The 19,904-nt window shown below is 52.6% G+C and carries 15 protein-coding genes; 9 read left to right on the top strand and 6 right to left on the bottom strand.

Translation table 11 applies throughout. From position 1 onward, the window contains the following. The first annotated feature begins 107 nt into the window (after positions 1–107). From MUB23_RS18135 to MUB23_RS18125, 3 genes are read left to right on the top strand one after another with little or no spacing between them, the layout of a single operon-like run. Complete coding sequence (locus tag MUB23_RS18135) at positions 108–710, top strand: class I SAM-dependent methyltransferase (protein ID WP_244802170.1); 603 nt, start codon at positions 108–110, stop codon at positions 708–710. Further along, positions 682–1,362 (top strand): response regulator transcription factor, encoded by a 681-nt coding sequence (locus MUB23_RS18130; RefSeq protein ID WP_244802169.1) that lies wholly within the window; start codon positions 682–684, stop codon positions 1,360–1,362. The genes MUB23_RS18135 and MUB23_RS18130 overlap by 29 nt, the downstream gene beginning before the upstream one ends. Continuing rightward, the gene (locus tag MUB23_RS18125; protein WP_244802168.1) at positions 1,359–2,663 is read left to right on the top strand and encodes a HAMP domain-containing sensor histidine kinase; all 1,305 of its coding nucleotides are present in this window, start codon (positions 1,359–1,361) and stop codon (positions 2,661–2,663) included. The genes MUB23_RS18130 and MUB23_RS18125 overlap by 4 nt, the downstream gene beginning before the upstream one ends. Positions 2,664–2,789: 126 nt before the next feature. On the opposite strand, the gene MUB23_RS18120 is transcribed toward MUB23_RS18125, so the two are convergent. Both MUB23_RS18120 and MUB23_RS18115 read right to left on the bottom strand, forming a co-directional pair. Beyond that, entirely contained in the window at positions 2,790–3,881 is a 1,092-nt protein-coding gene (locus MUB23_RS18120) for a sensor histidine kinase (protein ID WP_244802167.1), read from the bottom strand. 12 nt (positions 3,882–3,893) lie between these two features. Continuing rightward, positions 3,894–4,571, bottom strand: a complete 678-nt coding sequence (locus MUB23_RS18115) for a tetratricopeptide repeat protein (protein ID WP_244802166.1) — start codon at positions 4,569–4,571, stop codon at positions 3,894–3,896. Between the two features lie 237 nt (positions 4,572–4,808). On the opposite strand from MUB23_RS18115, the gene MUB23_RS18110 reads away from it, so the two are divergent. Further along, positions 4,809–5,723 carry a CPBP family intramembrane glutamic endopeptidase gene (locus MUB23_RS18110; RefSeq protein WP_244802165.1) on the top strand — a complete coding sequence of 305 codons (915 nt, stop codon included), beginning with the start codon at positions 4,809–4,811 and terminating at the stop codon, positions 5,721–5,723. Between the two features lie 153 nt (positions 5,724–5,876). On the opposite strand, the gene MUB23_RS18105 is transcribed toward MUB23_RS18110, so the two are convergent. From MUB23_RS18105 to MUB23_RS18095, 3 genes are all read right to left on the bottom strand, one after another. Continuing rightward, positions 5,877–6,356, bottom strand: coding sequence for an MGMT family protein (locus MUB23_RS18105; protein WP_244802164.1), 480 nt, complete (start codon positions 6,354–6,356; stop codon positions 5,877–5,879). 90 nt (positions 6,357–6,446) lie between these two features. Further along, positions 6,447–7,337, bottom strand: a complete 891-nt coding sequence (locus tag MUB23_RS18100) for a LysR family transcriptional regulator (protein WP_244802163.1) — start codon at positions 7,335–7,337, stop codon at positions 6,447–6,449. Between the two features lie 82 nt (positions 7,338–7,419). Continuing rightward, positions 7,420–8,304 (bottom strand): LysR family transcriptional regulator, encoded by an 885-nt coding sequence (locus MUB23_RS18095; protein WP_244802162.1) that lies wholly within the window; start codon positions 8,302–8,304, stop codon positions 7,420–7,422. Between the two features lie 370 nt (positions 8,305–8,674). On the opposite strand from MUB23_RS18095, the gene MUB23_RS18090 reads away from it, so the two are divergent. Next, on the top strand, positions 8,675–9,427 hold the full coding sequence (locus MUB23_RS18090) for an alpha/beta fold hydrolase (protein WP_244802161.1): 753 nt from the start codon (positions 8,675–8,677) through the stop codon (positions 9,425–9,427). A gap of 120 nt (positions 9,428–9,547) precedes the next feature. Here the strand turns inward: MUB23_RS18090 and MUB23_RS18085 are convergent, their stop codons facing one another. Continuing rightward, positions 9,548–10,183 carry a helix-turn-helix transcriptional regulator gene (locus tag MUB23_RS18085; RefSeq protein WP_244802160.1) on the bottom strand — a complete coding sequence of 212 codons (636 nt, stop codon included), beginning with the start codon at positions 10,181–10,183 and terminating at the stop codon, positions 9,548–9,550. 315 nt (positions 10,184–10,498) lie between these two features. Here MUB23_RS18085 and ssnA point away from each other — a divergent pair, with 315 nt between their 5' ends. The 4 genes from ssnA to hydA all read left to right on the top strand — a co-directional run bounded on the left by ssnA (position 10,499) and on the right by hydA (position 19,776). Further along, positions 10,499–11,830, top strand: coding sequence for a putative aminohydrolase SsnA (gene ssnA / locus MUB23_RS18080; protein WP_244802159.1), 1,332 nt, complete (start codon positions 10,499–10,501; stop codon positions 11,828–11,830). A 15-nt stretch (positions 11,831–11,845) separates the two neighbouring features. Continuing rightward, a complete protein-coding gene (gene ygfK / locus MUB23_RS18075) occupies positions 11,846–14,836 on the top strand; it encodes a putative selenate reductase subunit YgfK (protein ID WP_244802158.1) in 2,991 nt (996 codons plus the stop codon). Positions 14,837–14,936: 100 nt separating this feature from the next. Further along, positions 14,937–17,504: a selenium-dependent xanthine dehydrogenase gene (gene xdh, locus MUB23_RS18070; RefSeq protein ID WP_244802157.1), complete on the top strand. Its 2,568-nt coding sequence runs from the start codon at positions 14,937–14,939 to the stop codon at positions 17,502–17,504. 892 nt (positions 17,505–18,396) lie between these two features. Next, positions 18,397–19,776 carry a dihydropyrimidinase gene (gene hydA, locus MUB23_RS18065; protein WP_244802156.1) on the top strand — a complete coding sequence of 460 codons (1,380 nt, stop codon included), beginning with the start codon at positions 18,397–18,399 and terminating at the stop codon, positions 19,774–19,776. The last annotated feature ends 128 nt before the right edge of the window (positions 19,777–19,904 follow it).

Genomic DNA, 19,904 nt, shown 5'->3' with positions numbered 1-19,904 from the left:
GCGAAAGTCCTTTTCGAATTCTAAAGAAATCTTTAGGTTCTCCTGACCGGATTTTTAGTTTTGGCTGTTATGCTGATATCAGTCAACGAAATCTAGGAGGGAAGCAGATGAATTTTTTTGTGGAATACTTGAAACATCCCCGAATCATAGGAGCCGTTCTGCCGAGCGGGAAAAATCTTGCCAGGCAGATGGTAGCGCCGATTCACTTTGATACCTGCCGCTGCATTGTGGAATATGGTCCGGGCACCGGAGTTTTTACGGCTGAACTCGCAAGGAGAAAGAAGGAGAGCACCCGATTGCTTGTGATTGAGCAAAATGCAAGCTTTTGCGCGGAGCTTAGAAAGAAGTTTGAGAACGTCCCAAACGTGTTTATCCTTCACGGGGATGCCGGGCGGGTGGAAGACTACCTGAAACGGTATGGGATTGATCATGCGGATTATATTGTTTCCGGACTGCCTTTTGCATCGCTGCCGAAGGAGGTTGCGAAAGATATTTTAAACGCAACCAGGCGCGCTATGGGACGATCGGGCTCCTTTATCACCTTTCAGTACACCCTGTTGAAAAAAAGACTGTTTACGGAGTATTTTCGCATTGCGCATACGTCCTATGAAGTGAAAAATTTTCCGCCGGCGTATGTGCTGACCATGCAGAATGACGGAAAGAAGAGGAGCGGAAGAGAACGTGGATGGATATATCCTGATTGTGGATGACGATGAAGATATCAGAAATATGTTGGGGATATACCTGGAAAACGAAGGTTTTCACTTTATCAAATGCCGGAATGCGGACGAAGCCATTCAAACTTTGGAAGATCATAAAATCGATTTGATTCTGCTGGATATCATGATGCCGGGAATCAATGGCCTGGAGGCCTGTATGAAGATTCGGGAAACCTCGAAAATCCCCATTATCTTCATGTCCGCTAAGTCTGAGGAGATGGACAAGATCCAGGGGTTGACTGTGGGCGCGGACGATTATATCGGAAAGCCCTTCCACGCGCTGGAACTGATCGCCAGGGTGAAGGCTCAGCTCAGGAGATACCGGCAGTACAACGATGGAAATCGGACCGATGTGATCCAATATAAAGATCTGCTGTTAAACCGGGAGTCCAGGCAGGTCTGGCTTAACGGCCGGGAAGTCCGTCTGACCCCCAAAGAATTTGACATTCTGGAACTGCTGCTTTTGAACAAGGGGATCACGCTGAGCGCAAAGAGAATATATGAAAAAGTATGGCGTGAGGAATTTATCGCCAATGACAAAACCGTCCTGACGCATATATCAAACCTCCGGGAAAAAATTGAAAAAGATCCGGAGGAGAATCGTTATATCAAGACCGTGTGGGGGACCGGATATAAAATATGAAGAGAAAAATCACGTCGAATCAAATCCTCGGAGGACTGGTCGGAATCTGTGCGGTCATTTTCCTCTTTGCCGAAAAGAACATCCTGTTTCACACTCAGATTCTTTCCGGGCAGGTGAATTCCGGAGTACTGGATCTGGTTACGGGACTTCTTTCACTGCTGTTTTTTTTCCTGATTGTACGGCGGTTTACAAAGAACAAAAACCATGGATTGGTCCGGTATTTTCTATCATCGCTCGTCCTTTCCTTTTCTGCTTCGCTGGGTTTCATCATGGTGATCACTCAGATAACCGGAACGCCGGCTGTCGGCCATGCCATTATGAACGGGTTGGAAAATGAAGGAACGCGAATTTTATTAAACAATTTGGTCCTGCTGTTTCTGATTGCCATACTGTCGGTTTTTGTGGCTTGCCTTGTCCTGGTTTTAAAGCCGAAAGTCAATTATATCAAAGAGATTTCCGGTGAATTGGAAAAAATGGAGAAGGAAGGCTTTGGAAGGGAAATCCGGGTGAGAGGGGACGACGAACTGGCGCATCTGAGCAAGCGGATCAACAGTATGTCCGCTACGATTAAAGAAAAGCAGGAACGGGAAAAAGAAGAGGAGCAGCAAAAAAACAGGCTGATTGCGGATATCTCTCATGACCTCAGGACTCCGCTCACCTCGATCTTAGGCTATGTGGACCTCTTGAAGGAAGAGGGGTTTTCCAATCCGGAAAAATCAAAACAGTACCTGGAAGTGGTAGACCGGAGGCTGAATAATTTAAAATTGATGATCGACCAATTATTTGAATTTACCAAGTTGAATCAAAGCGATTTCCGCCTGGAACGACAGGATACGGATCTCGCCTTGCTGCTGCAATATATCGATTTCGAGTACGGAACCATATTCCGGAGAACCGGACGGAGGTGGTGCCTAAAGGTGGATCAGAAAGAATTGCCGGTGAATTTGGACGTGGGGAAATTCATGCAGGCAATGGAAAATCTGTTGGAGAATGCAAGAAAATACAGCAATCCGGATTCCGAGATTGTCTTAAGCGCCAAAAGGGAAGGGGCCTTGATCCATCTTTGCCTGTCAAATGAAACCACAAAGATCCAGGAAGAAGACCTCGAAAGATTATTTGAACGTTTTTACAAGACGGATGAAGCGAGGACCAGCAGCGCCAGCACTGGTTTGGGACTTCCCATCGTCAAAAAAATCATGGAACTGCACGGCGGAAAGGTGTCCGCCAGGCTTTCTGGAAATCGGATATTCTTCGATGTTCTATTGGAAGCAGCGGAGGAAAACCATGCAGCAAAAATATAAAAAGGGCTCTCTGACCGGCGGCAAAAGACGGAAGAACCCCCAAAGTTAGAAACAAAATCTAACTTTGGGGGTTTGGTTTCGATACGCCTTTAAAAGGGCTTTTTTAGAAATCCGCCGCGTGCCGGATTACGACTGTTCTTCTAAAGGCAGGGTGAAGGAAAACTCGGCGCCGTGCTCATGGTTTCGGGCTTCGATGGTTCCGCCGTGGGCGGTCACGATCGTTTTGCAGATGGAAAGTCCGATCCCCATGCCTTTGGTGGAATCGCCGCTGTTGTTTTCATCGGAGCTGTATCCGTCAAAGATGTTCGCCAGGCGGTCGGGGTCGATCCCAATTCCATAATCATAGACGGAAAAACGGACAAAGCCGTCTTCCGTGGTGATCCGGCAGTCGATGGGCTTTTCGCTGTGAGAGTGCCGGATGGCGTTTTCCATCAGGTTGATCAGGACCTGTTCGATCAGGGTAGGATCCATCGGGGCCAGGATCAGGTCATCCGGCATAGAAACGGAGATGCTGGCGGAAGGGATCCTCTTTTTCAGCCGGGTGATGGCCTCGGCGATCACTTCCTCCACGGCTTCCAGGGATTTGTTGACCTTGGCGGTGTTTTTATCGCTGATCCGGGTGATCGAAAGCAGATTTTCCACCATGTTCAACAGCCATTCCCCATCTTCGTGGACATTGCCGATCAGCTGGCGTTTTTCTTCCTCGCTGAGAGAAGCGCCGCTTTCCAGATAGGTGGCGCTGGCGCCGATGATACTGGTCAGGGGCGTGCGCAGGTCATGGGAAATGGCGCGGAGCAGATTGGCCCGCATCTTTTCCTTTTCCGCTTCCATCAAAATCTTTTCCCGCTCCAAGTTCAGCCGGGTCTGCTCCGCCAGATGGGTGGTGGTGGTGCTGGTGATCAACGTGATGGTCAGCATTCCGATAAAGGTGATCGGGTACCCCTCCAGCGAAAAATTCAGCTCAAAAAACGGCGCTGTAAAAAAGAAATTGATGGCGATGACTCCGACCACCGAAGCCGCTACACCCCATAAATAGCCGGTGGTATTCCGGGCGACAATGACGATGACCAGCATATAGAGAATCGCAATATTGACGGTGTTGTTGGCCAGCGTATGGTAGAGGAAGGAGAGCAGGGAAGCAATCCCCAAAAGGCCGACCGTGACGATGAAATTCCTTAAAAGCGTTCCTTTTTCTGTATTTGCCCTGGGCAGAATCATTCCATCGCCTCCTTACAGGCGGGAGGCGGCTAAAGCCAGCAGCATGTTTTGCTTGGTGATCCGGTAGAACTCGTCTTCCCCATTGACGCGGACGATCTCTTCCAGCGCTTTCTCGTAGGCCGGGACTGCATTTTCATATTGGCGCGCCCGGTAAAAAAGATCGGCCAGTTCGGCTAAGGCTGCTCCGTAGCGGATATCCTGAGGATCTTCTCTGTGCCGGATTTCCAGAATATCCAGCGCTTTTTGCTGATGGCCGAGAGCGGTTTCATATTGCTCCTGCGCCTGGGCTACCCGGCTGATAGCCTCGTGGATCCCGGCTGCCTCAAAGCTTGCGCCCATATTTTTCTTCGTGTAAAAATCCAAAGCATCCTGATAGCGGGCCAGCGCATGTTCGTAATCCTTTGCGTCCTGGTAGGCGGATGCGGCATTATTCAGCAGAGTGGCGTAGAGCCCGGCTTCGGCGTACCCCATTCTCCGGGCCATTAAGAGCGCTTCCTCTGCGGTAGGGATGGCGGCGTCCGGTTTTCCGGACCGGCGGTAGAGCTCGGTCAGCTCATTGGTCAGGGTCAGTTTCGCCTGACTGTCCGGTTCCGCTTCTTCCAGGTTCTTTTTTAGAAATTCTTCTGCCTCCCCCCAGGCTTTCCGGGCCAGCAGCTCATCCAAATGTTGAAATACGGCGGATAAATTCATGTTCATCATTCCTTTCTTAAAAAATCTTGAGAGGTTTTACGCAAGATCTTTTGGTTTTTTCTCTTACCGGCAGCGGATTTTCGCTGCGTTATCAGTGTAGCATGGAAAAAGAGGAAAATCAAACAAAAAGCCGTTAAAATATAGTGGGTCTGGTAAAAAGGGATGGGTTTGTGGTAAGATAAAAAATAGCTGCGGAAGAGCATAATAAAAAGAATGTCAATATCCGGAGGATTTAGAATGGAAAATTGGGAGACGGATCAGATTCGGAAGGGCGCCGGGAAAATTGCGATCGGCTTTTCCTTGATGATGATTTTAACCGTAATCTTTCAGCTTGGGTTCAGCCTGCTTTTGCAGCGGTTCTGGCCCGACGCTCTGTATGAAGAATGGGTGACTTGGCTTCTTTTGCTGATTCAATATCTGGTGGGGATTCCGGCCGTGCTGCTCTGCGTGCGGCGGATGCCTTCGGTTCCGCCGAAAAAGCAGCGGTTTCGTCCCGGTTTGCTGGCGGAATATTTTGTCGTGGGCTATGCCCTGATGTATCTGGGAAATCTGATCGGCCAGGGAATAAATTTTGTGATGTCCCGTTTTCTGGAAAAAGGGATTGCCAACGGGGTGGAGAATATCGTCACAGACTCCTCCTTGTGGCTGAATCTGATCCTGGTTTCCGTGGCGGCGCCCATCATTGAAGAATTTCTTTTCCGAAAGCTGATCATTGACCGGCTTTGGGTCTGCGGAGAGCGTGTGGCTGTGTTGACTTCGGCGCTGATGTTCGGGCTGTTTCATGGAAACCTGTATCAGTTTTTCTATGCGTTTTTTGTCGGTATCATCTTTGGTCTGATCTATGCCAGGAGCGGGCGTCTCCGGTATACCATAGGGCTGCACATCATTTTAAACAGCATGGGAAGCCTGGTTTCCACTTTTGTGCTGGAAGCGGATCTTTTGTGGCTGACAGCGGTTTATGGGATTTTACTGCTGGCCGTGGTGGCAGTAGGCATTGTGTTTTTGATCGCAGACCGGAAATATTTCCGGTTCCGGCCTTCTGCTTTCGGTTATCCGGAAGAGGGTTGGAAGAGAAATATTTTAGGAAGCGGAGGCATGATTTTCTTTTATCTTTGCTGTTTGGGGTTGTTTTTGTTTAACCTGTTGATTTAGGGCTTCGCAATGGGGACGATGCGACTCTGATTTAAGGCTTTACAACGGAAAAAAGTGGCTCCGCTTCGGCGGGCGCAAAAAAAGAAAGCGGTTCCAGGCTGGTTGGTTGGCCAGGACGGCTTCCTTTTTTGTTCGGCGCTTGCCTGCCTGTTGTCAGCCAAGGGGGAAGAGGTTTTCTTCATAGTCCTTGACATAGTAACGGATATTGGTCCGGCCGCGTGCGGCGATGGTAAGCCCCTCGGCTTCCAGTTTCATTTTCTGCGCTTCCACTCCGCCGGGGTATTTGGGGTTCAGCTCCCCGTTTGCCTTTAAGGTTCTCCAATAGGGGGTTTTGTCTTCCTGGCGCTGCTCGCTTGCCCAGGCCGCGATCGAGACAAAGATACCGGCCGTGATCGGGTCCGTGAAGTCCGCGTCGTTTTTCTCCGCAAAGTACCGGCGGATTTCCCCGACGGTTGTCAGCTTCCCGGCCGGAATCCGTTTCATGACCTGATCGTAGGCGGCGGGAGGAGCAAAAAACATTCGTTCTCCCCCATACTTTTCTATGGTTTTCGCATCCGTTACGATCTGGATTTTCGGCATTCCGTTCTCTCTGCGCAGCATTTCATTGAAATCTTTTTTGTCTTCATTGGCCATTTCAGCATCCTCCTTTGTCCCAGCATAATCGAAAACGGTACCGAATGCAATGAGACGGTTTGAAAAAATCAGGATCGGATTTCTAACATTTTATGCTTTCTTGTCCTTCTCCCCTTCATAATCCGCGGCCTGCTGGCTGTATTCCCGAAAAGCTTCGCAGATGGGGGACAACGGCTTGTTTTTTCTCCAGACCAGTTTGGTGGAGATTTGATACTGCCGTCCCTCAATTGGGATCAGGGAGACCTTTTTCTGTGACCCGCTCCACTGATACCGGCTGGTGAGACCGATCCCCATATTTTCTTCAATCAACCCGCACATGCTTTGGGAATCGGTGCATTCCAGCATGACTGTCGGATGGAACTGGACGGAATTAAAGTAATCCGTCATGTTTTTCTGGGAGGCCGGGTCCATGGACAGTACGATAAACGTGTTCTCGGACAAATCGGAAAGCCGCACACTGGACGCCTGGGCAAGCGGATGGGAGGAAGAGACCGCCACCGCCAGTTCTTCTTTTCTCAGTGTGATCGAATGGAATTTGATATCTTCCGGGAGATTGATGCCAAGCTCAAAATCAAATTGATCCTCAAAGATGGTGGCGTTTTCCACGTAGGTGCTGATTTTGAAATGAGCTTCGGGCCAGATCTCCCGAAACTCCTGCATCATCTGGCTGAGAGAGGGAGGAATGCTCCGAAGCAGGATCCGGATGGTATCCCGGTCGTGGGCGTTCTTTTCCGCCACCGCCTGGTGCATTTCATTCAGGCAGCTGTCAATTTCCCTGGCGTAGCGAAAGAGGATTTTTCCATTCTCGTTTAGTTTGACTTTTTTGTTTTCCCGGTCAAAAAGGAGGAGATCCAGTTCCTTTTCCAGACCCTTGATGGTCCGGCTGAGGGCTGGCTGCGCGATATGCAGTTCATTGGCTGCCTGGGTGATATGTTCCAGCTCGGCGACTTTTTGAAATTGCCGGATTTGTGATAGTTCCATGGGACTCCTTTCTCTGCGCGCCTGAAAGCGGAAGCAGATTCCTGCTTCAAACCCCGCGGAAAGCGGAGTTCTGAGCGGCATGTCACCGGGCCTCGGTCAGCCGGGCGAAAAATTCCTGGGTGTAGGTGATGAAGGCCCTGGCGTTTTTCGACAAGTACTGATCCGGTTCCCAGGAAATATTGATGTACCGGACGATGTTTAACTCCGGCACCCGGATCAATGCGATCTGCGGGTCATTGTAGTGAAACCAGGTCAGCCAGGGGAGGAACGCGATCCCCATATCCTGGGCGATCATCTCATTCAGGGTAATCGAATGGTCGCAGCAGTCATAGGAGACCGGATGAAAATGGGCCTTTTCCAGCTTCCGATTGAGGAACGCATTGAAATCCACGGACAGGCTGGAACGCTGGATGAAAGGAACCTGGGCTAAATCCGCCAGGCGGACCTCTTTTTGGGAAGCCAGAGGGTTTTTGGCCGAGACGCCGATCAGGCACTCTTCTTCAAAGAGCGTAATGTTATTAGGGAGATCTAACTTCTCGTCGCTGGCATAAAGGAGCAGATTGCAGGAGCTGTCCTTGCCATTGAATTGCTTGAGATTTTGAATCAGGTTCCAGGATACATGCGGATACAGCTCTTTGAAGCCTTTGATGATTTTCGGGAAAGTCAGCGGGCAGGTCTCCACGTAGAGGTTGATGGTTTCCAGCGCATTGTTCTGATCTTTCAGCTCATTGACGGCGCTGTTGACCAACGAGAGCACCCGGCAGGCATACCGGTAGACCAGTTCGCCGCTCTCGGTTAAGATCATGGTGTTGGGGCCGCGGTAAAATAAGGAGGTTTCCAATTCCTCCTCCATACATTTGATCTGATTGCTGATGGTAGACGGGACAACATGATACTCTTTCGACACTTTTGTAATGCTTTTCCTAGCCGCCACTCTTGTAAAATATTCCAGGCCCAGTAAATCCATAAATGTTATCCTCGATGGTAAATTGATAGAGAAAGTATAATATAAGCAGGAAGGAAAATCAATTCTTTTGCATGGAAAGTCCGAACTCTGCCTAGCTTTGATTAAACAAAACAGCCGTTTTCTTCTGCTTTGCGGCAAATGAATCATCCGTATGGATTTTTTCCGCTTCCTATTGTATACTATCGGTAACGCCTGGGAAACCAGGTGAATCGCAAAGCGGGCATTGCGGGGAGATCCTGTGGCAATCGCCCTGAGGGAAAGGAGGATTCAGGGATGGGAATTTGGATGTTAGGATAACAGCAAGGCGTGAACTTCTGTTATTCTCGCCTTGCTAATCGGATCAAAAAAATCAGATTAGGAGGCAAGGAATATGTCGTATTTCATGTATGAAACAAAGAAAATTTTTTATCAAATCACAGGGAATGGGAAACCGGTCCTTTTCCTTCATGGGAATGCGGTTTCTTCCAAATTGTTTGAACCGCTGCGGCCCTTGTATCAAGAACATTTCAAAGTGATTTTGATCGATTTTTTAGGACACGGACAGTCAGACCGGATCGGAAAATTTCCGGCTGATCTATGGTTCTCGGAAGCAAGGCAGACCGTCGCGCTTCTGGAATTCCTCGGCTTGGGAAAAGTCAGTTTAGTCGGTACGAGCGGCGGAGCATGGGTGGCCGTCAACGCCGCATTGGAGCGTCCGGAGCTGGTGGATAAAGTCGTCGCGGACAGTTTCGACGGGAGAACGCTGGCGGAAGATTTTTCGGAGAATTTGCTAAAAGAACGTTCGGAGGCAAAAAAAGATCCTTGGAGCAGGCAGTTCTATCAATGGTGTCTGGGGGAAGATTGGGAAACCACGGTGGATTTTGACACACAAGCGCTTTTGGAATGCGCACACCGAAAGCTCCCGCTGTTTCTGAAACCGCTGGAGGAGCTGAACGTCCCCGTCTTACTGATGGGAAGCTTGGAAGATTCTATGTGCCGGAAAGACTTGAAAGAGGAATATGCCCAGATGAACAGGCAGATTCCGGATAACAAAGTACATATTTTTCCGACCGGCGGACATCCCGCCATCGCTACGAATGCAGAACTCGCTGCAAAAATTATTTGTGATTTTATAGAAGAATAGATGTAGTCAGCGGCTGATCCATTTCAGGGTCAGCCGTTCTTTCCTGTTTCTGCCTGCGCGGACTACAAAAAAGAACGGGCCGCCTTTTGGGTGTGAAAGGCAGTCCGTTCTTTTCTTTGGTTACTTTTTTTCACCGATGTAGCTGTACAGCGTGTACTTGGAGATCCCGAAATACTGTGATACTTTGTCTCCGGACTTTGTGATCAGAAAAGCGCCTGCATTGTTTAGAAACTGAATCGCCTGCACTTTGTCGTCCTTGGTCATCAAAGGGACCGGCTTTCCGACCAACGCCACCGACTGCTCGATCAGGGAATCCAAGAGGTCGTTGACATTGTGGGTAATTTTGGTCGGTTCCGTCCGGGGAGCCAGAGGCTCCGAGCCCGTCAGAGAGTGAAGGGCGGATTCTACGGCCATCAGTCCGGTAATATCATAGTTGATGGAAAGGATATAATCCACGTTCCCATCGTCGCCCCGGATATACATGGTGCTGGATTTCAGCACTTTTCCCTCGGCTGTTCGGGTCAAATAGCCAAGGTGATCCTCCAGGGTTTCGGGCGTCTTCAATTTGGAAGCCAGGACCACCGGGGAAGGGCCGTCGCCGATTTCCCGATGTGTGACGTGGCCGTTTTCGATATAGACCACCGAGGATTCCAAATCCTGTTTGGTGAGGTCGTGAATCACGATCTCGCAGTCCCGGCCGAATTGGGCGGCCAGGCCATGGGCCAGCTGTTTCAGCAGTTCCAAAGAATAACTCATGTGAGATTCCTTTCGCGAAATTTTCCTGCCGGTTTCCGGAATGATGCACCAGACCGGCGCGCCAGGCTGAGTAAATGAAGTTCCATGGGGTGATATGCGGCGCTCCGGCGGGAAAAATGAATCCTTACGCCTAGTATCATACCACAAAAAAAAATAATTGCAATCCATTTCCTAAAAATTTTTTAGGCAATCTAAAAATTTTTCATTTCTCTATTGCAATGAGGAAAAAAACATGGTATGCTAAGAGTAAATATAGATATACAATAAGGAAATGATTTCCATAATAGTGCGAAAAAAGAAAGGGGTTTGGAGCAAATGCTGATGATTGGAAACGGAAGAATGGTGACCCGAAACGATGAACAGCCCTTTTTGGAGAACGGCGCGGTTGTTCTCGACGGCACGGTGATCCGCGAGGTCGGAACCACCGAAGAGATGAAAAAGAAATATCCGGAAGCGGAATTTCTTGATGCAAAGGGCGGCGTCATTATGCCCGCGTTTATCAACACCCACGAGCATATCTACAGCGCCATGGCCAGAGGGCTTTCGGTCAAAGGGTATGACCCCAAAGGCTTTTTGGACATTCTGGACGGCATGTGGTGGACCATCGACCGCCATCTGAACAATGAGCGGACCTATCACAGCGCCATTGCCACCTACATGGATTCGATCAAAAACGGCGTGACCACCGTGTTCGATCATCACGCCAGCTTCGGTGAGATCCCAGATTCCCTTTCCGCCATCGAGCAGGCCGCGAAGGAGCTGGGGGTCCGCACCTGCCTTTGCTATGAGGTGTCCGATCGGGACGGCAAGGAGAAGGCCAGACAGTCGGTGATGGAAAACGCCCGTTTCCTGCGCCATGCAAGGGAGGATAAAAGCGGGATGCTGGCCGGTATGATGGGACTTCACGCCTCCTTCACCCTTTCCGATGAGACCCTGGAGCTCTGCGCTGCGGAGAAGACTGAGGAGAGCGGTTACCACATCCATGTGGCCGAAGGGATCGAAGACCTGCACCACTGCTTAAAGCATTACAGCAAGCGGATTTTAGACCGTCTGATGGACTGCAATATTCTTGGGCCGAAGACCATCACCGCCCACTGTATCTATGTGAACAAGCATGAGATCGAGCTGTTAAAAGAGACCGATACCATGGTGGTTCACAATCCGGAATCCAACATGGGGAACGCCTGCGGCTGCCCGCCCACCATGGAGATCGTCCATCAAGGCGTTCTGACCGGCCTGGGAACCGACGGCTATACCCACGATATGACGGAGTCCTACAAGGTGGCAAATATCCTCCACAAGCACCATCTCTGCGACGCTACGGCAGCTTGGGCTGAAGTCCCGGAAATGCTGTTTCACGGAAACGCTCAGATTGCGGGCCGGTATTTTGAGCGCCCCCTGGGCGTGCTGAAAGAGGGGGCTGCCGCTGACGTGATCGTTACGGACTACGTGCCCCTGACGCCGATGGACGCCTCCAACTGCAACGGCCATATCCTGTTCGGCATGACCGGCCGCAGCGTGGTGACCACGGTCTGCAATGGAAAGGTTCTGATGAAAGACCGGGTTCTGACCGGAATCGACGAGGAAAAAGCGTGGGCGGACTGCCGCCAATCTGCCGCCGGCCTTTGGAACGATATCAACGGATGACGAGGAGGAAAAATCATGAGTGATCGCATGACCCCGATCCCCTTTGCGGGACTGTTAGATTGGATTTTAACGGAGAAGGAAACGAAAGGCACAGTCTTCGGCGTGCACCGCCCCTACCAGGCGGGAAACGGCACGGTCCGCCGGATCTTTGGGCGGAAGTTGGAGACGCCGGTAGGTCCCGCCGCCGGTCCCCACACCCAGCTGACCCAGAACATCGTGGCCGCCTACTATGCCGGAAGCCGGTTTTTTGAATTAAAAACGGTTCAGATTCTCGACGGGGAGGATCTTCCGGTGAATAAGCCCTGCATCAAGGCCGACGATGAATGCTACAACTGCGAATGGTCCACGGAGCTTCGGGTTCCCCAGGCTATGGAAGAATATATCAAGGCATGGTTTCTGCTCCACGTGCTGGCGAAAGAATATGAGCTGGGCTCTGCCGATGGATTCCAGTTTAATATGAGCGTCGGCTACGATCTGGAAGGGATCAAGCAGGAGAAGGTAAACACCTTTATCGACAGCATGATGGATGCTTCCGGTACCGCCATCTTTGCGGAATGCCGAAAGGTTCTTCTCGATAACCTGCACCGGTTTACCCGCGTGACCAGGGAAGACATCGAGGCGATCCCGGCTGCGATCTGCAACTCGGCGACGCTCTCAACGCTGCACGGCTGCCCACCCCAGGAGATCGAGCGGATTGCCACCTACTTGATTGAAGAGAAGGGGCTAAATACCTTTATCAAATGCAATCCGACCCTCCTCGGCTACGAGTTTGCCAGAGAAACCCTGGATTCCATGGGTTATGATTATATCGCCTTCGGAGATTTTCATTTTAAGGATGATTTACAATATGAAGACGCAGTGCCGATGCTTCACCGTCTGATGGGGCTGTGTGAGAAAAAAGGGCTGGAATTCGGCGTCAAGATCACCAATACGTTCCCGGTGGACGTGAAGGAGAACGAGCTTCCCAGCGAGGAAATGTACATGTCCGGAAAATCCCTGTACCCGCTCTCCATCGCTCTGGCGGCAAAGCTTGCGAAAGAGTTTGACGGAAAACTGCGGATTTCCTATTCCGGCGGCGCGGATGCTTTTAATATCGAAGGAATCGTCGCGGCGGGCATCTGGCCGGTGACCGTGGCGACGACCCTGTTAAAACCCGGCGGCTACCAGCGGTGCGAACAGCTGGCAAAGCTTTTGGAGCAAGCAGGAGACGGAGAGTTCTCCGGCGTTGACCCGGAGGCGGCCGGGAAGCTTGCGGAAAATGCCAAGACCGACGTCCACCATGTGAAGGCGGTCAAACCGTTGGAAAACCGGAAGCGTCCGGAGGCCGTGCCGCTGATCGATTGTTTCGAGGCCCCCTGCGAAGAGGGATGCCCGATTCATCAGGACGTTACGACTTATATGAAATTGGCCGCGGAGGGGCGTCATCTGGAAGCCCTGCGGGTGATTACGGAGAAGAATCCCCTTCCCTTTATCACCGGCACGCTCTGCGCCCACTACTGCATGGGGAAATGTACGAGAAACTTTTATGAGGAGCCGGTCAACATCCGCGGCGTCAAGCTGGAATGTGCTTACCAGGCGTACCACGACTTGATGCAGGAAATCAAGCCTTCGCCGGTCACCAGTCCGAAGAAGATCGCCGTGATCGGAGGCGGACCGGCTGGGCTTGCCGCTGCTTATTTCCTGCGGCGGGGCGGCGCGGCGGTCACGATCTTTGAAAAGACTGGAAAGCTGGGCGGCGTGGTGCGCCACGTGATCCCCCGCTTCCGGATCTCCGAGGAAACCATCGAGAAAGATGCGGCTCTGGTCGCAGCCATGGGCGTGGAAATCCGGCTGAATGAAGAAGTAAAGGAGATCCGTTCCTTAAAGGATCAGGGATTTACTGAGATTGTGGTGGCGGTCGGCGCCTCCAAGCCCGGCGTGCTGAAGCTTGCCGAGGGCGATGCGATGAACGCCTTGGATTTCCTGAACTATTTTAACCGCAGCGGCGGAACGCTGACGCCCGGCAAAAACGTGGTGGTGATCGGCGGCGGAAATACGGCCATGGATACGGCGCGGGCGGCGAAACGGGCCAGCGGTGTTACCCATGTGGCCCTGGTCTACCGGAGAACCAAGAGGCAGATGCCGGCGGAGGAAGAGGAACTCAATCTGGCCCTGGCGGACGGTGTGGAATTCCGGGAACTGCTGGCTCCCGTATCCTGGAAGAATGGGATTTTAATCTGCGACAAGATGAAACTGGGCGAGATGGATGCCAGCGGACGGAGAAGCGTGGTGCCTGCGGGCGGACAGGTGCAGCTTTTGGCGGATCTGGTCATCGGAGCAACCGGAGAGCAGGTGGACACGGAATTCTTTGAGCAGAACGGGGTTCCGGTGGACCGGCGGGGCCGGGCTTTGACCGAGGATCAGACCTACCGCACCGGCGCGGAAGGCGTCTACGTAGTCGGAGACGCATGGCAGGGGCCTTCCACGGTGGTGAAGGCCATCCGGGACGCCAAGGCGGCGGCCGAAGCGATCCTTGGAAAAACGCTGGCGAAGGATTTCGCAGATCCGCTGCCGGAGGAAGAGATTATTAGCCGCCGGGGTATTTTGAAGACTGTGGATGAGATCCATGAGGCCCACCGCTGTCTGAACTGCCAGGCGATCTGTGAAAACTGCGTGGAGGTGTGCCCCAACCGGGCAAATGTTTCGATTCGCGTGCCGGGGATGGCGAAGCATCAGATCATCCATGTGGACTATATGTGCAACGAGTGCGGAAACTGTAAGAGCTTCTGTCCTTACAGCAGCGCGCCGTACCAGGATAAGTTTACCTTGTTCGCAAACCGCGAGGATTTGGAAAACAGCGAAAATCAGGGCTTTGCGGTGTTGGATGCGGAGAGCGGGGAATGTCTGATCCGGTATCTGGGAGAAGTATTTCCGCTTCGTCTCTCCGAGACGGAGGGACGGATTCCGGAAGAACTGGCGCGCCTGATGGATGCGGTGCGGACAGATTACCGGTATTTACTACTATGAAAGTCCCGGCAAACGGCGGTGTGAATGGGCAAGCTTGCTTGCAGCTTCGCACCGACATTTGATGGGCAAGCGGGAGTTTGAACGGTCAGGAGGGTTTGGGATGGTTAGCCTGCTTATTAATGGAAGACAGGTGGAGGCCGACGGAGAAAAGAAGTTGATCCGTGTGCTGCGGGAGGACTGCGGCCTGATCTCTGTCAAGGATGGATGCAGCGAGGGCGCCTGCGGCACCTGCACGATTCTTGTGGACGGAAAACCTGTGAAAGCCTGTGTACAGAAAGCGGCTCGGTTCGAGGGAAAGGAAATCTTAACCGTCGAAGGGCTGTCGGAGCGGGAAAAAGAGGTCTACGTCTATGCGTTTGGGGAAGCAGGAGCCGTCCAGTGTGGTTTCTGCATTCCCGGCATGGTGATCTGTGCAAAGGCTCTGCTGGACCGGAATTTGAATCCGACCCGGACGGAGATTGCCGGGGCAATCAAAAATAATATCTGCCGGTGTACCGGTTACAAAAAGATCGAAGATGCCATTGCGCTGGCCGCAAAAATGTTTCGGGAAGAGCTCCCGATCCCAGCAGAGCCGGAGCGGGCCGGAATCGGCAAGCGGATTCCACGGCTGGACGTGCCAGAGAAGGTGCTGGGAAGCGGAAAATATGTGGACGATATGACGGCGGAAGGAATGCTGTACGGGAGCGCGGTCCGCTCCGCCTATCCCCGCGCCCGCGTGCTTTCCATCGATCCCACAGCTGCATTGGCCCTGCCCGGTGTTCATGCGGTGCTGACCGCCGCGGACGTTCCGGGAAGCAATAAGGTCGGCCATGTGAAACAAGATTGGGATACCATGATCGCGGTGGGCGATGTGACGCGGTATCTTGGCGACGCAGTGGCCCTGGTGGCGGCGGAGACGCCGGAGATTCTGGAGAAGGCCAAAGGGCTGGTGAAGGTGGAGTATCAGGAACTGCCCGGTGTGTTTTCTCCGGATGAGGCCCTCGCGGATGAGGCCCCTCTGCTCCACGAAAAAGGAAATATTCTGGCCTATGAGCGGCTGGTGCGTGGGGACGCTGATGCGGCGATCGCTGCTTCGAAATATGTGGTGACCCGGCATTACTCCACGCCGTTTACGGAGCATGCCTTTTTAGAGCCGGAATGCGCCCTGGCGGCGGCGGACCGGGAGGCCGGTGAGGTTTTGATTTATTCGTCGGACCAGGGAACCTATGACACCCAGCGGGAATGCGCGCTGGTGCTGGGGCTTCCCAGAGAAAAGGTCCACGTGATCAACGCGCTGGTCGGCGGTGGGTTCGGCGGGAAAGAAGATATGTCGGTGCAGCACCATGCGGCGCTTCTGTCCTGGCATACCGGGCGGCCGGTGAAGGTAAAGCTGAGCCGCCAGGAAAGTATCTTAGTCCACCCGAAACGCCATGCCATGGAGATGGATTTCACCACGGCATGCGATGAAAATGGGATCCTGACCGGCATGAAGGCGACCATCGTCTCGGACACAGGGGCGTATGCGTCCCTGGGCGGCCCGGTTTTGCAGCGCGCCTGCACCCATGCCGCCGGACCGTACAATTATCAAAATGTAGAGATTGACGGCAAGGCTGTCTACACCAACAACCCTCCGGCAGGCGCCTTCCGCGGCTTCGGAGTGACCCAGAGCTGCTTTGCAACCGAGTGTAATTTGAATCTGCTGGCGGATCTGGTTGGGATTTCCCCGTGGGAGATCCGATACCGGAATGCGATTCATCCGGGCGAAGAGCTTCCCAACGGCCAGATCGCCTGTCCGGGAACCGCCTTAGCGGAAACGCTGGAGGCCGTGAAAGAGGTATTTGACAGCAGTCCTTATGCAGGCATTGCCTGTGCGATGAAGAACGCGGGGGTCGGCGTCGGCCTTCCCGACTTTGGGCGTTGCCGTCTGACGGTGGAGGATGGGAAATTGGTAATCCGCTCCGGCGCTTCCTGTATCGGACAGGGACTTGGGACCGTGCTTTTACAGATGGCCTGCGAGTGCACGGGGCTGCCGTTATCGCAGATCGAATATGTGGCGGCAGAGACGAATCTGGCGCCGGATTCCGGCACGACCTCCGGATCCCGTCAGACGCTGGTGACCGGGGAAGCCCTGCGCCGGGCATGTCAGGATCTGATGAAGGAATTGGCCGGACGGCCGCTTTCCGCTTTAAACGGGAGAGAGTTTTACGGCGAGTATTTGGCCGCCACCGACCCGATGGGGAGCAAGAAGAAAAATCCGGTTTCCCATGTGGCCTATGGGTATGCCACCCAGGTCGTGATCTTAAATGAGGATGGAACCCTTCAGCAGGTGGTGGCTGCCCACGATGTGGGAAGAGCGGTCAATCCCCTGTCCGTAGAAGGCCAGATCGAAGGCGGCGTGGTGATGTCGCTGGGGTACGCCCTGACTGAGCAGTTCCCTCTGGATCACGGAAAACCGCTGGCCAAGTTCGGCACGCTGGGCCTGTTCCGCGCAGATAAGACGCCGGATGTAAAGAGCATCATCGTTGAGAAAAACCACGATGAGCTGGCCTGCGGAGCAGTGGGAATCGGGGAGATCACCTCCATCCCGACGGCGCCCGCGGTTCAGGGAGCCTATTACCGGTGGGACAAAAAATTCCGGACGTCGCTGCCCCTGGCGGATACGCCGTATGAGAAGAAAAAGAAAGCTTGAGAAGTAAAACGAAGGATGCTGCGGAATTGCCCGATAAGGGGAATTCCGCAGTGGCTTAATTTTGGAGGCGGGAAAGATAACGCGGGGAGAAGGAAAAGAGGAAATAAGTTTTTTGGAGTGGTGATTGCATTGTTGAGAGGAAAGAATTATAATTGGAAGGGAATAGAGCAAAAGGCGAGTGAGAATACGCGGGGGATTATGCAGGAGAAAAGTAGTGTGAATGTTTTCTGAAATTTTGAAAGGGTAAATGTTTGGCTTGGTGCGAATGGGAAGTAAACAGGGAAAGCCGGGAGGTTCGCACTGGGATGATTGAAGGAAGTGGTTGGAAAGATTGAGAATTGTTTGGATGACGGGTGATGGAGAGGGGAATGTTGAAAAAATTGATAGATGGTGGGGAAAGATCATGGGGAGTTGTTGGTGTTTTTGCGGTTGCCATCCTGGCTGGGATGTGGATTGAAACGTGTCTATATGGTTGATCACGATATGATGATGCCGTTGCCATCCTGGCTGGGATGTGGATTGAAACCCCGCTGTGTCTTGGATTTGCAGCGTTGCACCGGCCGTTGCCATCCTGGCTGGGATGTGGATTAAACTGTCAACAATCGACATTGCAATATACTCATTATCGTCGTCTCCGCTTGGGAACGTGGATTGAAATAAATGACCTGGACGGTGTTGGTATGCCGCGGCTCCCCTACATCGTTATCTTGGCCGGAGCAGGGATTCAAACAGAATGTAGATTCTATGGCCTTCTTTAATTGATATTGCCATTCCAGCCAGAATCAGACACACACAGCTCCCACGCAATCTTCAACCGCATTCCACCCGCCCTTTCCCCCAGAAGCCAAATCCCCACCCGCCCCTCATAATCCCATTAAATAGGAGGAACAAAATGCAAATTCTCTTAAAAGGCGGCACCGTTGTTTCCGGCGATGGCTGCCGGGAAACAGATATTTTGATACAAGACGAAAAAATTCAAGCGATTGGCCAGGATCTGGCTGTGGACGCCGATGAGATCATCGACGTGACGGGCCGTTTTTTGTTCCCTGGCTTCATCGATGCTCATACTCACTTTGACCTGCATGTGGCCGGGACGGTTACAGCCGACGATTTTGCCAGTGGCACACAGGCGGCTTTGGCCGGCGGGACCACGGCAATCGTGGATTTCGCCACCCAATACCAGGGGGAGACTCTGGAAGAAGGAATTGCCAACTGGCACAAAAAGGCGGATGGGAAGGCGTCCTGCGACTATGGTTTCCACCTGGCGATCACCGATTGGAATTCCCAGGCTTCTGCGGATGTGCCGAAGATCATGGAGGACGGCGTCACTTCCTTTAAACTTTATCTGACCTACGATACGATGGTTAACGACGAGGAGCTCTATGAGATCCTGGTACGCCTCCGGGAGACCGGCGGAATCGTCGGGGTTCACTGCGAAAACGACGGGGTGATCAAAGCCTTGGTGAAGGCGGAAAAGGCTGCCGGGCACAATGCGGTTTCCTGTCATCCGAAGACCAGGCCGGCTGCGATGGAGGCCGAGGCGGTGGCGCGCCTTTTAAAAATTGCGCGGGTGGCTGAGGCTCCGGTGATTGTGGTGCATCTGAGCACGAAAGAAGGGCTTACCGAAATTTTACGCGCCCGGAAGGACTGGAACCAAGAGGTCTATGTGGAGACTTGTCCGCAGTATCTTTTGATGGACGACAGCCGGTATCAGCTGCCTGGTTTTGAGGGCGCGCGCTATGTGATCGCTCCTCCGCTGCGGAAACCAGCGGATCAGGAGGCGCTTTGGAAAGCGTTGTCGGACGGTGAGATCCAGACGGTTTCGACGGACCATTGCAGCTTTACGCTGAAACAAAAAGAGCTGGGGCTTTCGGACTTCACCAAAATCCCCGGCGGGATGCCTGGCGTGGAAACGCGGCCCCTTTTAATGTATACCTATGGGGTCTGCGAAGGCCGGATCACGCTCCCGCAGATGTGCCGACAGCTGGCGGAGAATCCGGCGAAGCTTTATGGCATGTTTCCCCAAAAAGGAGTCTTGGCGCCTGGGAGCGACGCGGATATCACCGTGCTGAATCCGAATGCCGAGACGGTGTTAACCGCTGCCGGACAGGTGCAGCATGTGGATTATGCTCCTTTTGAGGGGCGGAAGATGAAGGCGAAAGTAGAAAAGGTGTTCCTCCGCGGGACACTGGCTGCGGAAAATGGGAAAGTGACCAGGGAAGGTCTTGGCAGATATATAAAGAGAGGAAGATATCAGAAAACGGAAGGGTAAGGAAAATTCCGGATTCATGGAACTTTCCAGCGGAGAAACCCAGAGAGCCGGGATGCAAAAGTTACTATTCATGGCTCCGTAAAAAACACGGTTCCATGAATAGTAACACGCTACGCGATGCACAGAAA

The organism is Cuneatibacter sp. NSJ-177, from assembly GCF_022867805.1.
Taxonomy (GTDB): domain Bacteria; phylum Bacillota; class Clostridia; order Lachnospirales; family Lachnospiraceae; genus Pseudolachnospira.
Note: the sequence above shows the minus strand (reverse complement) of the source record. Positions and strands in the feature narration are given on the sequence as shown.

What these genes read in the sequence shown, in the direction of transcription:
- MUB23_RS18090 (WP_244802161.1), top strand. Translation starts at nt 8,675, where the DNA reads ATGTCGTATTTCATGTATGAAACAAAGAAAATTTTTTATCAAATCACA.
- xdh (WP_244802157.1), top strand. Translation starts at nt 14,937, where the DNA reads ATGGTTAGCCTGCTTATTAATGGAAGACAGGTGGAGGCCGACGGAGAA.
- MUB23_RS18120 (WP_244802167.1), bottom strand. Translation starts at nt 3,881, where the DNA reads ATGATTCTGCCCAGGGCAAATACAGAAAAAGGAACGCTTTTAAGGAAT.
- MUB23_RS18095 (WP_244802162.1), bottom strand. Translation starts at nt 8,304, where the DNA reads ATGGATTTACTGGGCCTGGAATATTTTACAAGAGTGGCGGCTAGGAAA.
- ssnA (WP_244802159.1), top strand. Translation starts at nt 10,499, where the DNA reads ATGCTGATGATTGGAAACGGAAGAATGGTGACCCGAAACGATGAACAG.
- MUB23_RS18135 (WP_244802170.1), top strand. Translation starts at nt 108, where the DNA reads ATGAATTTTTTTGTGGAATACTTGAAACATCCCCGAATCATAGGAGCC.
- MUB23_RS18115 (WP_244802166.1), bottom strand. Translation starts at nt 4,571, where the DNA reads ATGAATTTATCCGCCGTATTTCAACATTTGGATGAGCTGCTGGCCCGG.
- MUB23_RS18105 (WP_244802164.1), bottom strand. Translation starts at nt 6,356, where the DNA reads ATGGCCAATGAAGACAAAAAAGATTTCAATGAAATGCTGCGCAGAGAG.
- MUB23_RS18100 (WP_244802163.1), bottom strand. Translation starts at nt 7,337, where the DNA reads ATGGAACTATCACAAATCCGGCAATTTCAAAAAGTCGCCGAGCTGGAA.
- MUB23_RS18110 (WP_244802165.1), top strand. Translation starts at nt 4,809, where the DNA reads ATGGAAAATTGGGAGACGGATCAGATTCGGAAGGGCGCCGGGAAAATT.
- MUB23_RS18125 (WP_244802168.1), top strand. Translation starts at nt 1,359, where the DNA reads ATGAAGAGAAAAATCACGTCGAATCAAATCCTCGGAGGACTGGTCGGA.
- ygfK (WP_244802158.1), top strand. Translation starts at nt 11,846, where the DNA reads ATGAGTGATCGCATGACCCCGATCCCCTTTGCGGGACTGTTAGATTGG.
- MUB23_RS18085 (WP_244802160.1), bottom strand. Translation starts at nt 10,183, where the DNA reads ATGAGTTATTCTTTGGAACTGCTGAAACAGCTGGCCCATGGCCTGGCC.
- hydA (WP_244802156.1), top strand. Translation starts at nt 18,397, where the DNA reads ATGCAAATTCTCTTAAAAGGCGGCACCGTTGTTTCCGGCGATGGCTGC.